15 protein-coding genes are annotated in these 14,208 nt (G+C 54.9%); 3 read left to right on the top strand and 12 right to left on the bottom strand.

The annotated features are described in order from the left end of the window. Window positions 1–25: 25 nt before the first annotated feature. On the bottom strand, window positions 26–739 hold the full coding sequence (locus tag ACRBB0_RS03300) for a ComF family protein (protein ID WP_431372970.1): 714 nt from the start codon (window positions 737–739) through the stop codon (window positions 26–28). A 29-nt stretch (window positions 740–768) separates the two neighbouring features. Between ACRBB0_RS03300 and ACRBB0_RS03295 the strand changes: the two genes are divergently transcribed. Together ACRBB0_RS03295 and hemH are read left to right on the top strand one after the other, a co-directional pair. Further along, window positions 769–1,602: a methyltransferase domain-containing protein gene (locus ACRBB0_RS03295; protein WP_431372969.1), complete on the top strand. Its 834-nt coding sequence runs from the start codon at window positions 769–771 to the stop codon at window positions 1,600–1,602. 54 nt (window positions 1,603–1,656) lie between these two features. Continuing rightward, entirely contained in the window at window positions 1,657–2,700 is a 1,044-nt protein-coding gene (gene hemH, locus ACRBB0_RS03290; RefSeq protein WP_431372968.1) for a ferrochelatase, read from the top strand. Between the two features lie 66 nt (window positions 2,701–2,766). Here the strand turns inward: hemH and ACRBB0_RS03285 are convergent, their stop codons facing one another. Both ACRBB0_RS03285 and ACRBB0_RS03280 read right to left on the bottom strand, forming a co-directional pair. Further along, window positions 2,767–2,955, bottom strand: a complete 189-nt coding sequence (locus ACRBB0_RS03285) for a ferrochelatase (RefSeq protein WP_431372967.1) — start codon at window positions 2,953–2,955, stop codon at window positions 2,767–2,769. Between the two features lie 142 nt (window positions 2,956–3,097). After that, window positions 3,098–3,697 (bottom strand): L,D-transpeptidase, encoded by a 600-nt coding sequence (locus ACRBB0_RS03280; protein WP_431372966.1) that lies wholly within the window; start codon window positions 3,695–3,697, stop codon window positions 3,098–3,100. 169 nt (window positions 3,698–3,866) lie between these two features. On the opposite strand from ACRBB0_RS03280, the gene ACRBB0_RS03275 reads away from it, so the two are divergent. Beyond that, entirely contained in the window at window positions 3,867–4,445 is a 579-nt protein-coding gene (locus ACRBB0_RS03275; protein WP_431372965.1) for a CAP domain-containing protein, read from the top strand. A gap of 12 nt (window positions 4,446–4,457) precedes the next feature. Here the strand turns inward: ACRBB0_RS03275 and ACRBB0_RS03270 are convergent, their stop codons facing one another. The 9 genes from ACRBB0_RS03270 to ACRBB0_RS03230 form a co-directional block, all read right to left on the bottom strand. Continuing rightward, window positions 4,458–4,955, bottom strand: a complete 498-nt coding sequence (locus ACRBB0_RS03270; protein ID WP_431372964.1) for a L,D-transpeptidase family protein — start codon at window positions 4,953–4,955, stop codon at window positions 4,458–4,460. A gap of 65 nt (window positions 4,956–5,020) precedes the next feature. Further along, entirely contained in the window at window positions 5,021–5,812 is a 792-nt protein-coding gene (locus ACRBB0_RS03265; RefSeq protein ID WP_431372963.1) for an ion transporter, read from the bottom strand. Between the two features lie 3 nt (window positions 5,813–5,815). Next, complete coding sequence (locus ACRBB0_RS03260) at window positions 5,816–7,045, bottom strand: class I SAM-dependent RNA methyltransferase (protein WP_431372962.1); 1,230 nt, start codon at window positions 7,043–7,045, stop codon at window positions 5,816–5,818. Further along, the gene (locus ACRBB0_RS03255; protein WP_431372961.1) at window positions 6,990–7,580 is read right to left on the bottom strand and encodes an AAA family ATPase; all 591 of its coding nucleotides are present in this window, start codon (window positions 7,578–7,580) and stop codon (window positions 6,990–6,992) included. Before ACRBB0_RS03255 ends, ACRBB0_RS03260 begins: the two co-directional genes overlap by 56 nt. After that, window positions 7,577–9,412 carry an ABC transporter ATP-binding protein gene (locus ACRBB0_RS03250; protein ID WP_431372960.1) on the bottom strand — a complete coding sequence of 612 codons (1,836 nt, stop codon included), beginning with the start codon at window positions 9,410–9,412 and terminating at the stop codon, window positions 7,577–7,579. The genes ACRBB0_RS03255 and ACRBB0_RS03250 overlap by 4 nt, the downstream gene beginning before the upstream one ends. Further along, window positions 9,409–11,280: an ABC transporter ATP-binding protein gene (locus ACRBB0_RS03245; RefSeq protein WP_431372959.1), complete on the bottom strand. Its 1,872-nt coding sequence runs from the start codon at window positions 11,278–11,280 to the stop codon at window positions 9,409–9,411. Before ACRBB0_RS03245 ends, ACRBB0_RS03250 begins: the two co-directional genes overlap by 4 nt. Window positions 11,281–11,444: 164 nt before the next feature. Continuing rightward, window positions 11,445–12,608: a CCA tRNA nucleotidyltransferase gene (locus ACRBB0_RS03240; RefSeq protein WP_431372958.1), complete on the bottom strand. Its 1,164-nt coding sequence runs from the start codon at window positions 12,606–12,608 to the stop codon at window positions 11,445–11,447. Then, the gene (locus ACRBB0_RS03235) at window positions 12,605–13,207 is read right to left on the bottom strand and encodes a CoA pyrophosphatase (protein WP_431372957.1); all 603 of its coding nucleotides are present in this window, start codon (window positions 13,205–13,207) and stop codon (window positions 12,605–12,607) included. Before ACRBB0_RS03235 ends, ACRBB0_RS03240 begins: the two co-directional genes overlap by 4 nt. After that, window positions 13,194–14,171: an Hsp33 family molecular chaperone HslO gene (locus ACRBB0_RS03230; protein ID WP_431372956.1), complete on the bottom strand. Its 978-nt coding sequence runs from the start codon at window positions 14,169–14,171 to the stop codon at window positions 13,194–13,196. Before ACRBB0_RS03230 ends, ACRBB0_RS03235 begins: the two co-directional genes overlap by 14 nt. Between the last annotated feature and the right edge of the window lie 37 nt (window positions 14,172–14,208).

Here is a 14,208-nt window from a genome sequence, read left to right as displayed (position 1 = left end):
AACTGTGTGCATGTTCTAAGGGCAGTTAGGTGTCTTTGGCAACGCGTGCTAGAACGCTCACGAAAACCTGAGAGGCGCCAGCCGCCAAACAAGCCTCGGCTGCGGCCGAAAGTGTGGCCCCGGTTGTCAGCACATCATCGACAATCAACACAGGGCGATTTTGGATCAATTTTTCCCGGTCTGGCGACACAGATAGACGCCCGGCCAAGGTTTCATACCGCTCATCCCGGCCTTTGCCATCCAAACTCGGCGTCGCCTTGAGCCGTTGCAGAGCATCGGGACACCAATCAAGCCCAAGTTCCGCCCCGAGCGCTTCTGCAAGCAAGGCCGACTGGTTGTAGCGCCGCGCCAGATGGCGATGAAGATGCAGTGGAATCGGGACAATGATCATGTTTTCTTGAACCAATTCACGTGTTACCCGCGCCATCCACTTGGCCGCGGGTTTGGCAATGTCCTGTCGATCACCATGTTTCAGCGCCAAAATCAAACGCCGCCCCTTGTCTTTGTATTCAATCGCGGCACGCCCCCGGATCCAAGGCCGCTCAACCTTGAGACATTCGTCACAATTCTCCGCCCGGTCAGACTGCCCCGGCAGGGGTAGGCCGCACTGGTCACAGCTTAGCCCCGAAATAAACGGTGTATCGCGCCAACATGTGCCGCAAAGACCAAAGTCCGTTTCAACCAAGCCACCACATGACAGGCACCGCGGCGGGTACACCAATTGCACTAAGGTTTGCATCCCAGCCGCCCACATTCTATTTGCCTCTCATGTCACAAACACCTCGCCTGACCGACCGCCAAGCCTTGATCCGCAATCGCCACCGCGCTTTGAATACGCCCGGGCGGGATCCGGCGCTGTTTTTGCATGAAACCGCGCTGGACGAGGTGCAGGATCGTCTGCTGATGGTTAACAGAACGTTTACGGATGTGGCGATCGTGACGCCTTTTGCCCAAGTTTGGCGATCTGTGTTCCCGCAAGCACGTATCGTCGCGGATGATGACATGCTCGACCTGGGCGAAGCTGCGCATGATTTGGTGATCCACGCACTTGGTTTGCATTGGGCTGATGATCCGGTTGGTCAGCTGATCCAAAGCCGCCGTGCGCTGCGCCCTGATGGGCTGTTTCTAGGGCTGACCTTTGGCGGGCAAACCCTGCATGAATTGCGTGCCGCGCTTGGTCAAGCCGAAGCAGAGGTTTCTGGTGGAATGGCACCACGGGTCGCTCCTATGGGCGAAATTCGCGATCTCGGGGCCTTGCTTCAGCGTGCCGGGCTTAACCTGCCGGTCGCAGATGGGGTTCCTTTGAAGGCCAGTTACCAAAGCCCGCTGCACTTGATGCATGAGCTGCGCGCAATGGGCGAAGTTAACGCGCTGGACGCCCGACTGCGCCATCCCACGCAACGAGCCGTTTTGTTGCGTGCCATGCAGATCTATGTCGAAGAGTTCGGAACAGATGATGGGCGCATTCCGGCAACCTTTGAAATGATCACGCTCACTGGTTGGTCGCCTGATGAAAGCCAACCTAAGCCATTACGGCCCGGTTCTGCGGCGCAACGCCTCGCAGATGCGCTTGGAACCGTTGAAAAACCTCTCAAAGATTGACGCAGCCGCAACAAACGATACTTAACACTAAGACGTTTAGGCCGAGGACCAAAAATGCCCGATATGACCAAACCCGCCAACCACCCTGTGATCAAACCAAAGAAGGTTGGTATTCTACTGGCAAATCTTGGCACACCTGACGCCACCGATTATTGGTCGATGCGCAGGTATCTGAACGAATTCCTTTCTGATCAACGTGTTATCGACTTTCCCAAATGGAAATGGCAACCGCTGCTGCAGCTTATTATCTTGTCGAAGCGGCCTTTCACCTCTGGCGAAGCCTATCGCTCGATCTGGAACACTGAAAAAGACGAAAGCCCGCTGATGACCATCACGCGGGACCAAACAGAAGCCATTTCAGCCCAGCTTGCCGATCAATATGGTGATCAGGTTATGGTTGATTTTTGCATGCGCTATGGCAATCCATCAACCAAGTCCAAGGTTGATGCGATGGTCAAAGCCGGTTGCACGCGGATTTTGTTTGTCCCTCTTTATCCTCAATACGCCGGCGCAACGTCAGCAACGGCCAACGACGCGTTTTTCCGGGCTTTGATGGAACAAAAGTGGCAGCCAGCGGCCCGCACCATCGACCCGTATTTTGACCATCCGGCCTATATTGATGCCTTGGCGACATCGGTTGAAAACGGCTATGCGAAACTTGACCACGAGCCAGATTTGTTGGTCGTTTCCTATCATGGAATGCCACAGCGGTATTTACGCGAAGGTGATCCCTATCATTGCCAGTGCCAGAAGACATCGCGCCTGTTGCGTGAACGGTTGGGATGGGAGCAAGACAGAATCGTCACAACCTTCCAATCCGTCTTTGGCAACGAGGAATGGCTACGTCCCTACACCGTTGAACATGTGGCGGAATTGGCAAAGCAGGGCAAAAAGCGCATCGCGGTTATCGCACCAGCGTTTTCTGCGGATTGCATCGAAACCCTGGAAGAGATCAACGAAGAAATTCGCGAAAGCTTTGAGCATGCGGGCGGTGACGTGTTTAGCTACATCCCGTGTCTCAATGACAATCCCGAACACATCGACGCGCTGTGTCAGTTTATTTCTGAAAATCTGCATGGCTGGGTCGAAAAACCCTAAGCGCCATAGAAAAAGGCGGCACCGTCGCGCCGCCTTTGTAATTCTTTTGTCGATAAGCGCTTCGGCTTATTGAGCGGCTGCTGCCAAGATAGCAACAATCAGCAGTGGGATAACGATGCCAGCTGCGGAAGAGGACTGAGCTGCTTCTTCAACAACAACTACAGGCTCCATTACAACTTCGTCCTTGGCGTAGGAACCGGCCATTGCGGTCGAAGCGGCGGCAGCAAATGCGGCGGCGAGTACGATTTTTTTCATGTTCTTCTCCAGATATTCGCCTGCAGGGTCAGATATCGCCCAACAAGCTCCCAAGACTTTCCTCGTGAGTCTGTCTAAACAGCAATTGTTCAAAAATGCAATTGCAGCAAAGACACAACGCCCTACGGTCGCCTTGGTGTCGTCAAATTAGCAACACTTGCGTGCCAACTTTTGCCATTCCGAAAAGTTGTGCAATGTGTTCATTGTAAAGGCCAATACAGCCGTTCGATGACCGGCGGCCAATCTTGCGCGTGTCGTGGGTTCCGTGGATTCGGTAGTATTGCCAGCTGAGGTAAAGCGCATGCGTCCCGAGCGGATTATCAGGACCGGGGCCAACGAATTCAGGCCATTCTGGATTGCGCTTGCGCATGGAGGGTGTCGGGCGCCAAGACGGCCCTTCGACCTTGCGAATAATGGTCGTACGGCCACGGCGCGTCAGGTCTTCGGTCAGTGGAACTGACGAGGGGTAAAGGTGGTAAACACCTGATTCTTCCCAATAATGTAGCGCCCGCGATGACAGATCGACGAGGATTGCCCCGTTTTTCAGATTGCTGAAATAGGGCTGCCAATCCAACGTTCTAAAACTTGAAATATTGCGCCGAACGACGGTCGAAATATCGCGCTCGATCTCAACGGTATCGTGGCCATCGACATTCTGAGCCAAAACCGGCGTTCCGATTGCAGCGGCAGTGCCCGCCAAAAACGCACGTCGGCTGAAATCTTTTTCTGCCAGCTTTTTCATTGTCCAAGCTCCTCTCAGACTTACTCAATTTTACACATACATTATGGCGCGAAAGCCTCAGTCGCAATTCAAACACTTGTTAACAGGCAAGCTCACGCCGATGTGGGTTTGATTGGCAACGATGCATTCGTTAAGGATTGCACGAACATAACGTTTTAAGAGCAACCATATGAACCGTCGCGCCTTTCTTGCCATGTCTTCGGCCCTTGCCCTCGCGGCCTGTGCCGGAACCCCTCAACAAGTCCCTTTGGCGGCTGACGGGAAGCCAAAGACCAAGATTTACCGGATCAGCCCGGGTGCCGCGAACCGAATTCAATTTCGTGTCTTGGATTCGGTCAATGCCTTGCGCCAAGCAGCAGGTGCGACACAGCTCAACATGAACGCCAAGCTGAACGCTGCTGCGGCGACGCATGCCCGCGATATGTCGGTTCAAAACCGCCCATGGCATTTTGGATCAGACGGATCATCACCCATCGATCGGGTGTTGCGCGTCGGGTATCAGGGTCGTCTGGTCGGAGAAACAATCTCTGAAACCTATGAGACCGAGCTGCAAACCCTGTCCGCATGGATGGAAGAGCCGACAACACGAAACGTGATTCTTGACCCGGCCGCACGCGACTTGGGCTTCGCTTGGCATCAGGAGAAAAGTGGCAAAATCTGGTGGACAATGGTTTTGGGGTCGCCCGAACTGGCTCCAACACCGGGTGTTGCCGGAGCGCCCCCCCCGCACGCAAATTTGGCCGGCTAAGTGACGTGCCGATCAAGGATTGATCCTGATCGGCGTGCCATTTCGGACCATCGCATAAATATCGCGCATTTCGGCATTGGTGACGGCAATACAACCCGCTGTCCAATCCTGTCCCCGACGTCTTTTACGGTTATTTGGTCGACCGTGAATAAAGATATCGCCACCCGGTGAGCGGCCAAGTGCTTTTGCCTCGGCGATGTCCTGTGCATTTGGATATGAGATCCCGATGCTTAGGTAGAACTGGCTGTTGGGATTGCGGCGATCAATGAAATAGTCGCCTTCGGGTGTTCGCCCGTCGCCACGAACCTTCTTATCGCCGGTCGGAGCAAACCCCAACCCAAACCGATATTCCTTGAGCACCTTGTTACGGTGCATCAAGAGCATCTGACGCTGGCCCTTGTTGACGACAACTTGCGTCACTGTCGGACCATTATACGTTTTGAATTTTGAGCTACACCCGGCGATACCAAACGCCAGAACAAGCACAATCATTACCTTTAAGAACCGCATCACACTGCCTCTTTTTTCTTGGCAGCTTACATCAAAATCACCGCCCCGAACAGCACAGGATTACATTAGCGTTTCGGTTGGTTTTGGTCGCGTTTGTCCAATTGCCGTTCAATGGCCGTGAGCCTGTCGAGCACTTGATCCCGGTATGCATCCGTTTTGATTATGTCTTCTTCGGCATGGGCGTCTTGCATCGAATTCACGATCAAACCAACAAGAAGGTTTACCACGGCAAATGTTGTAACAATGATAAACGGTACAAAGAACACCCAAGCATAGGGGTAAATCTCCATGACCGGGCGCACGATTCCCATCGACCAACTCTCTAACGTCATGATCTGGAACAACGAATAGGCAGAACTGCCCAGGCTACCGAACCATTCCGGAAAGGCATCCCCAAAGAGCCGGGTCGCAATAACCGCTCCGATATAGAAAATGATCGCCATCAGCAAAAACACACTGCCCATGCCCGGCAAGGCGGTGATGAAGCCTTCGACGACGCGGCGCAGGCGTGGTGCGGCAGAGATTACACGCATCACACGCAAAATCCGCAAGGCCCGCAAGACGGACACACCTTGACCAGCCGGAACCATGGCGATGCCGATGATGACAAAGTCGAAGAGGTTCCAGCCATTCAGGAAAAACCGCCAGCCGCGGGCGAAAAGCTTGATCACTATCTCAACGACAAAGATCGTCAGGCACAATTTGTCGATCAGGATAATCAACCACCCCCAACGTGCCATCAGAAAATCAGACGTCTCCATGCCCAAGACAACTGCGTTGAGCAAAATGACCGCGATAATGCTGAACTGAACCCTTGGGTGATCCAGAAAATCACCTAAACGCGCGCGCAACCCCATGATTTACCCTTTGTATTCCAGCTCTGCCGCCAATTCGACATGGGTGGACCAACGGAATTGATCCACGACTTGCACCCAATTCAGGGCATACCCGTTTGCGACCAGCCGCGCAGCGTCGCGTGCAAAGGTCACCGGGTTACAGGACACAAAGGCGATGCGTGGGATTTTACAACGTGCCATTTGTTCCACCTGCGCCTCTGCTCCGGCACGTGGCGGATCAATGACGACCCCGTCAAACTTGTCCAATTCATCTGGCAACAGCGGGTTGCGAAACAAGTCACGCGCTTCGTGCGTCACATGCTTTAGTCCTTGCGCGTTGCGCCAGCCATGATCAAGCGCCTTGGTCATCGCCTTGTCACCTTCTACCGCATGCACGCGGGCGTCCTGGGCCAGTGGCAAAGCAAAAGTTCCGCATCCCGCAAACAGATCAGCCACATATTTGACCGGACCCAAAGCATCACGAACAGCCGCCAACAACGCGGCCTCGCCTTCGGGAGTTGCCTGCAAGAAGGCACCCGGAGGGGGGGTCACGTCCGCCGCTCCAAAACGTTGGATCGGAGGCAGCCGCGTGAGGGCTTCGTCATCCCATGTCACCCGCGCCAAACCATATTTACGCGCCATCGCGCCAAGCTCTTCGCGCAACGCGGTATCAACGGGCTTGCCGCCCGTCACCGACACATCAAGGCCCGTAAGGCTCTGAGTTACCAAAACAGATAGCTCACCTTTGCGGCTAGCCCCCAACACCGCCAGATCTTGAACCAACGGCAGCGCCGCGCCAATCACCGGCGCAACCAATTGGCAATCGGGGACCTCAACAACAACGTCAGAACCCTTTTTGTGGAATCCTGCCAAAGCGCCCTTTTTTGTCCGTTTGGCCGAAAACGATGCACGGCGGCGCGTTTGTGGCGAGGACGTGATGCACGCGCGAATATCCGCTTCCAAGCCCTGCGCTTCAAGTGCGCGGCGCACGACATCGGTTTTCCAAGTGCTGGCAAAATCGTCATGCGCATGTTGCAGCTGACAACCACCACAGGCTTTTGCATGTCGGCACGGCGCTTTGACGCGTTGATCCGACGGGGTCACGATCTTGGGCGCGGCCATCACGCCACCTTCAACCACACCTTCAACTTCTTCGCCGGGCAACACACCCGGAACAAAGATCTGGCCAATCACAGGATCAGAGGCGATCCCGTCGCCCTTGTGCCCTAGTCTTTCGATAATCAAACGCTGCATGCGCCGCCTCTTGCCCGGAAAAACCCTGCGCGTCGAGGGTTTTCAGGAATGTGGTCACGTCTGAGCGGTTTTGTAAGTGGAAAACTGCCGTAACTTGGCCCGCTTGGGATATCAGCCTTAGATTTTGCGCGCGGGATGTGTGCCGGGTGTCCCAAATCCATTTCCAAAACTCCCAGCTGAACCGTTCTGGACACTCCCTAGGCAAGTCCTCACGGGACCGCCCATAGTCGCGCAACGTCCGGGCAAACACCCGCCAACTGCGCAGCCACAGCGGAAAATCCAGCACGATTAACGTGTCAGCCCGATGTAAGCGATGGGCATAACTCGCTGACAGGCCGCCTTCGAGCACCCACGCGTCAGAGATTTCAACCTCATGAACCATGGCCAGTTTGTCGGTCTTGTCGCGCTCGACCCAGCCGGGCATCCAATGGATCATATCCATATGCACAACAGGCAGCCCCGTCAGCCGGCCAATCTCCCGCCCAAGATAGGATTTTCCGGCCCCCGGTTGGCCGACAATCATAACCCGTTTCATTCTGCGGCTTGTTGAGGATCCAAGAACCCGCCCGATTGACGCGCCCAGAAACGGGCATAAAGCCCGTTTTGCGCCAAGAGCGTATCATGCGGCCCCTGCTCAACAATCTCACCTTGATCGAGAACCACAATGCGGTCCATTTGGGCAATCGTCGACAGGCGGTGTGCAATCGCCAAAACGGTTTTGCCCTGCATGACGCCGGTCAGAGCGTCTTGAATTTCCGCCTCAACCTCAGAGTCGAGCGCGCTGGTTGCTTCGTCCAAAACCAAGATAGGAGCGTCTTTCAGGATCGCCCGCGCAAGCGCGATACGCTGGCGTTGACCGCCCGACAATTTAACACCGCGTTCACCCAAGCGAGCCTCATACCCGTCACGACCCTCGTGATCCCTCAGCTCGAGAATGAAGTCATGGGCCGACGCCCGACGCGCGGCCTCATACACCTGTTCATCCGTCGCATCCGGGCGACCATAGCGAATGTTCTCCATCGCCGATCTGTTGAACATCGCGGTTTCCTGGGTAACCATCCCAATCGCATCACGCAGACTGTCTTGGGTGATGTTTGTTACGTCCTGTCCATCAATAGAAATCGACCCTGTTTCACGGTCAAACAGCCGAAGCAGCAAGGAAACCAGCGTCGATTTACCCGCACCAGACGCCCCAACAACGGCAAGTTTTTCACCCGGCTTCACCGTCAAATCAATGCCGCGCACGCCCCCGGTTTCGCCGCCATAGGCAAATCCGACGGTGTCAAATGCGATTTCACCTTGTGAGACTTCAAGCGGCTTGGCATCTGCTGCATCCTCAACCCGAATAGCAGGCGCGAGCGTTTTCATACCGTTTTCGACTTCGCCGACATTGGCATATAGCCCCATCAACGTGAAACTGACCCAGCCGGTCATTTGTGACACCCGCACTGCCACCGCCGCCGTTGCGACAACATCCCCCGTTGTGGCAACCCCATTGCGCCAAAGTAAAAGCGAGGCACCTGCCAAGACCACAGGCAAGGTCCCCGCCAAGAGCATCAAGAAAAACCGGAAACTTGCCGACAAAGCCCCAAACGCAAGGGACTTTTCACGCAACCCAACCATCGCACCTTGGGCCGCGAGCTCTTCGTGATGATCAGAGGCGAACAGTTTGACGGTCTTGATATTGGTGATGGTATCCACAACTTGGCCGCTGACATTGGCCCGCGCCCCGGCCCGCGCAGCCGACAGCTTGCGAATCCGAGGCAAGTACCAACGGATCAAGGCGAAATACCCAATCAACCAAACGGCAAAAACCAACAACACCCGCGCATCGATGGTCGCCAGCAACAACAGCGACCCAACCAGTGAGGCAAAGGCAAACACAATTGCGCTGATGGATTCCGACACGACCATCGTCAAAGACGTGGCGGCTTGCATCTGCTTTTGCGCAATGCGACCGGCGAAATCGTTGTCAAAGAAGCTCACCGATTGGCCCAATGTCCAGCGGTTCAGCTTGGACAAAACCAAGGGCGGAAGGTTTGGCATAACGATATAGTTGTTCGCCACCGAAGACGCGCCAAACACAATTGGCCGCAAGATGACGAAAAAGACGACGACCGCTAGAACAAAGGCCAGATTTTCTGCGCTAAAGAAAACCTCTGGTCCCAAGGTCACCGCCTGGTCAACAACGGCCCCCATAAAATAGGCCGTCATGGCCTCCATCCCGCCCGCGGCCCCCGACAACAAGGCCGCAAGGGCGATCATCGGCCAAGAGCCCTTTAGCGCCCAACCAATGAAAGCCATCAACGTCGTTGGCGGCGGCGAGTCTTCACGTTCAAACGGCTTGATTAAATCTGCAATCTTCATTCCGCTGCCTTTGTATTCTTGCCTGTATCAGAACCGCCGTCATCCGGGTCCATAAATCCACCCGACTGCCGCGCCCAGAAACTTGCATATAGACCGTTCTGCGCCAAAAGCGCGTCATGACTTCCCTGTTCGACAATCCGCCCCTGATCCATGACCAAAATTCGGTCCATCTGGGCAATTGTGCTCAGGCGATGGGCGATCGCGATCACCGTTTTGCCCTGCATCATGCCGTACAATGTCTGCTGGATGGCGGCCTCGACTTCGCTATCTAGGGCGCTGGTGGCCTCATCCAACATCAAAATTGGCGCATTCTTGAGGATCACACGCGCCAAAGTCACCCTTTGGCGTTGGCCCCCCGACAGTTTGACACCACGCTCACCAACCTGCGCGTCATAGCCTTTGCGCCCTTCTTGATCTTCAAGCTCAAGAATAAAGTCATGTGCTTGCGCCTGCTTGGTGGCCTCAAGCATCTGAGCTTCAGTGGCATCGGGACGGCCATAAAGGATATTGTCGCGCACAGACCTGTGCAAAAGTGAGCTGTCCTGTTGAACCATCCCAATCTGCGAGCGCAGGCTGTCTTGGGTCATGTCAGCAATGTTCTGACCGTCGATAAGAATTTGGCCTTTCTCGGCATCGTAAAACCGCAGCAACAGCTTAACCAATGTCGATTTTCCGGCCCCTGATCGCCCGACAAGCCCAACTTTTTCGCCGGGATGAATGGTAAGCGAGACATCTTCCAACCCGCCGGACTCACGCCCGTAATGGTGTGTTAGAGCCTGAATTTCGATCTGACCATCCGTCAAAACCATGTCCTTGGCATTTTTGACGTCAACCAAGTCAATCGGCTGAGCGATGGTTTCCATGCCTTCGGACACAACACCCAATTCACGGAAAAACGTGGTCAACGCCCACATGATCCAACCGGTCATGGCGTTCAGTCGCAGCGCAAGAGCAGTGGTTGCAGCCACAACACCTGCGCTTGCCTCGCCCTGCATCCACAGCGCCAAGGACCAGCCGACAACGCCGATGATCAAAAACCCATTCAGGGTAACGAGGGCAATGTCCATAAAGGTATAGAGCCGCATTTCCACCATGAACGTCCGGCGCGAGGTTTCGATCGCCTCTTTGGCGTAATCCAGTTCATTGTCATGGTGAGAGAACATCTTGACCGAATGAATGTTGGTATAGCTATCAACGACCCGCCCGGTCACTTTGCTGCGCGCATCCGATGACGCCTTGGATGCCGTACCAACCCGAACGATGGTCCAGCGCAGCAGAATGCCATACAGCACCAACCAAGCAACCATCGGGATCATCAAACGGGGGTCTGCATCCCCGAGCAGGATCAGCGCACCAACGACATAGGCGATGGAAAACGTGATGGCGTCAAAGACCTGAAACACCGCCTCACCGGCTGCCGGAGGTGTTTGCATGATTCGATTAGAAATACGTCCGGCAAAGTCATTCTCAAACCATCCAACGGACTGACGCAGCACATGCTTGTGAGCGCGCCAACGGATAAGCGTGCCGAAATTCGGCAGGACCGCGTTGTTGAGCAACAATACATCCAAAGCCTGAACAGCCGGACGAATCGTCAGAATAAACGCCGCGAGTAATAGCAAGTGAATGCCATGGGTTTCCCAGACCTGGGCGGGATCGCCGGACAGGATATCGACAACCCAACCCATTGCCCAAATCAGCCCGATTTCGACTGCGGCAACAACCACAGACAACACAGCGGCTAGCGCAAAAACACGGTAAAATGGACGGCTATAGCCCAGCAAAAAAGGCAAAACACGCTTGGGCGGCGTATCGTCTTGCGGGTATTCGCAATAGGGATCAACGAGATTTTCAAAGAAACGGAACATAGGGGAGCCCTCAGAACGGAGAGATAATCATGATGGAAGTGTGGGTCTGGCAAAGCCGGACCGCAAACGCAGACAGGCTCAGCAGAAGCTGGTAATAATCCTGTCTCGATCCATCATAAATCCTCCTAAGGCTCGCCCTCAGATAGCGCATTATCGCGCCTGTGTCACCCCTCGTTGCGCAGGTCTAGCAAATCATCTTTGCTCAAGGTGAAATTTGACGTGACCCAGGCCTCTTCCAATTGCTTGATCATCTGCCCAAGAGACGCCCCGGAAAAATCAGGCATCAAATCCTGAGCCGTGATCGGAAAACGGGCATGTGCCGCCGCAGTCAACGCCGCCAAGTCAGGCGCAACACCAAGCTGTTCAAGACTTGCCGCTCTTAAGGCCGACACATCCAAAGCCTTGTCGCACCCGTGCCGATAGGCGATCTCATTAAGCCGCTGCGATCCAGAAATCAGAGACTGATACAGCGCAAGTTGCCTTTGTTGCGCCTTGGAAAGCCGCAACGAAGGACCATCAAAGAACCCCAAAACCGCCAACCGCCGAAGGCCATTCGGGGGCAAGCCCAGCGCCTGTTCATTCAAGACAAGAGGGCCCAAGGCGCGAGAAACAGCGCCGGTGAGAACGGTGGCCAACACCCCCGTCTGCTCCATAACAGACACTGCCATGACAGGGTTTTTGGCGCTCAGCAGTTTGAGTATCTCGCTTCCCACCCTTTCGCGGGACAGTTGATTTAACCCATCCAGGTTTCCGGCAATCGCAGCAAGCGCATCTTGGTCCATCCCTTCGGACGGATCGCCATACCATGCTGAAAACCTAAAAAACCGTAATATCCGCAGGTAGTCTTCTTGGATTCGGCGATCTGCATCTTGGATAAACCGAAGCCGCCGCGCCAAAAGATCGGGCAGACCTCCCAAAGGATCCAGAACTTCGCCATGTCTGTCCGCATATAAGGCGTTCATGGTGAAATCACGGCGGATTGCGTCTTCGGCAATATCATCGGAAAACCGCACCACGGCGCGGCGTCCATCCGTCTCGACATCCGCGCGAAACGTGGTGATTTCATACCCCACACCATCGGCAACCACCGTCACAGTGCCATGTTCAATCCCAGTTGGGACCACTTTTAAACCCGCCTTCTCAGCAAGCGACACGACTTTTGGGGGCCGCGCGTCGGTCGAAATATCGACATCCGCAACCTCTTCACCCAGCAAGCCGTTGCGAACACAGCCGCCCACGGCATATGCTTGAAAACCAGCCGTTTCGAGAAGCGACATAACCGTTTGCGCCCCGGTCGCTGTCAGCCAATCGCCGAAAACCCGCGTCATTGTGCGATCCTATCCGCCAAACCTCGCAACATACGTGCCGTTGCGCCCCACACATAATATGGACCAAAAGGCGCGGTGTAATAATGGCGGCGGCGGCCTTGCCAACGGCGTGATTGCACCGAAAACCGAGCGGGATCAGTGACATGTTCAAATGGCACTGTGAACACCTCGTCAACTTCACCCGGCTCTGGGATCGGATCAAAACCGGCCTTAACCAGCCCAATAACGGGGGTCACGCGAAAACCAGTCACGGTTTCATGACAGGGCAATGCGCCCAGCACTTCAACATTCCCCGGTCGCAGTCCGATTTCCTCGTCCGCTTCACGCAACGCCGCAGATGTCACGTCGGCATCTGCCCCGTCAACTTTTCCACCGGGAAACGCAATCTGACCCGGATGATGCTTAAGATGTGATGCGCGCTTGGTGAGGATGAGCTCTAGGCCTTGTGGGCCGGTTTGAAACGCAGCCAAAACCCCGGCAGGACGCAATTTGCGCCCTTCAGGTAAAACCACGTCGGGGTTTAAGTCAAAGTCAGAAGACGGCGTCGACCCTTGGGCCAACGCCATCTTCAACTGAGATATCTGATCAGGAATCGTCATTTTTTGCTTCAAACCCAACGGTTGCCGGGTCGAGAACATAATGGGCCGAGCAAAACTGGCAATCCGCTGTGACTTTACCGTCTTCCCGGGTCATCGTCTTGATATCCTTAGCAGAATAAATAGACAGGCTTTGGCGAACACGATCTTCGGAACAGGTACAGCCGAATTTTACCGGCTGGGCATCAAAGACACGCGGTTGTTCCTCGTGGAACAGTCTCAACAAAAGCTGTGTCGGCGTGACCACCGGCCCGATCATTTCCAGCTCATCCACAGTATCGAGATGAAAATTCACCCGGTTCCAGTTTTCCGCAACCTCTTCACTGGTTGCCTCAGGAACAGCCTGCACGTTTTCCGCGCCCTCCATCAATGGCGAGGCTTTGGGCATATGCTGCAACATGATCCCGCCCGCGCGCCAGTGTTCTGGCACACCCGGTTCTGTCGACTTGCCAAAAGACAGGGAAAACCGCGTTGGCAACTGTTCGGACTGGGCAAAATACGCCGCCGCGCAGTCAGACAGGCTGTCACCATTCAGGCCAGTGATCCCTTGATAGGGTTTCTTGCCATCACCTTGATCAACCAAAACGGCAAAATACCCTTCGCCGCCCAGTTGTTTGAACGGGTCATCGTCAGTGATCCGATCCTTGTCAAAGCTGGCATAAGCGCGAATGCGGGCTGGTTCACCTTCCTTTTCCGGACCATAGTAATCAGTGGCAATCATACGCACAGCGCCCTTGGTCTGTACCTGAAGTGACAGCTTCCAACGAAGTTTGATCGTTTGGCCTATCAACGCGGTCAGTAGTGCCATTTCAGCGACGAGCGCTTCCACTGGTTCGGGATATTCATGCTGTTTCAAGACGCCCGACAACACACCGTCAAGGCGCGCCACGCGGCCACGCATGTCGGTGCGGTCAAGTTGAAAGGGCAGGACGGTGTCGTCCCAAGCGATTTTGGTGCCGATGCTCATGGGGTTTCCTTAGCTGCCGAAGACTGGCATATCGCAG

The sequence above is a fragment of the Pelagimonas sp. genome, from assembly GCF_050633425.1.
GTDB lineage: Bacteria > Pseudomonadota > Alphaproteobacteria > Rhodobacterales > Rhodobacteraceae > Pelagimonas.
This window is presented reverse-complemented; position numbering and strand designations above follow the sequence as displayed.

Coding starts and splice junctions, on each gene's coding strand:
- ACRBB0_RS03300 (WP_431372970.1), bottom strand. CDS start 739: ATGCAAACCTTAGTGCAATTGGTGTACCCGCCGCGGTGCCTGTCATGT.
- ACRBB0_RS03295 (WP_431372969.1), top strand. CDS start 769: ATGTCACAAACACCTCGCCTGACCGACCGCCAAGCCTTGATCCGCAAT.
- hemH (WP_431372968.1), top strand. CDS start 1,657: ATGCCCGATATGACCAAACCCGCCAACCACCCTGTGATCAAACCAAAG.
- ACRBB0_RS03285 (WP_431372967.1), bottom strand. CDS start 2,955: ATGAAAAAAATCGTACTCGCCGCCGCATTTGCTGCCGCCGCTTCGACC.
- ACRBB0_RS03280 (WP_431372966.1), bottom strand. CDS start 3,697: ATGAAAAAGCTGGCAGAAAAAGATTTCAGCCGACGTGCGTTTTTGGCG.
- ACRBB0_RS03275 (WP_431372965.1), top strand. CDS start 3,867: ATGAACCGTCGCGCCTTTCTTGCCATGTCTTCGGCCCTTGCCCTCGCG.
- ACRBB0_RS03270 (WP_431372964.1), bottom strand. CDS start 4,955: ATGCGGTTCTTAAAGGTAATGATTGTGCTTGTTCTGGCGTTTGGTATC.
- ACRBB0_RS03265 (WP_431372963.1), bottom strand. CDS start 5,812: ATGGGGTTGCGCGCGCGTTTAGGTGATTTTCTGGATCACCCAAGGGTT.
- ACRBB0_RS03260 (WP_431372962.1), bottom strand. CDS start 7,045: ATGCAGCGTTTGATTATCGAAAGACTAGGGCACAAGGGCGACGGGATC.
- ACRBB0_RS03255 (WP_431372961.1), bottom strand. CDS start 7,580: ATGAAACGGGTTATGATTGTCGGCCAACCGGGGGCCGGAAAATCCTAT.
- ACRBB0_RS03250 (WP_431372960.1), bottom strand. CDS start 9,412: ATGAAGATTGCAGATTTAATCAAGCCGTTTGAACGTGAAGACTCGCCG.
- ACRBB0_RS03245 (WP_431372959.1), bottom strand. CDS start 11,280: ATGTTCCGTTTCTTTGAAAATCTCGTTGATCCCTATTGCGAATACCCG.
- ACRBB0_RS03240 (WP_431372958.1), bottom strand. CDS start 12,608: ATGACGCGGGTTTTCGGCGATTGGCTGACAGCGACCGGGGCGCAAACG.
- ACRBB0_RS03235 (WP_431372957.1), bottom strand. CDS start 13,207: ATGACGATTCCTGATCAGATATCTCAGTTGAAGATGGCGTTGGCCCAA.
- ACRBB0_RS03230 (WP_431372956.1), bottom strand. CDS start 14,171: ATGAGCATCGGCACCAAAATCGCTTGGGACGACACCGTCCTGCCCTTT.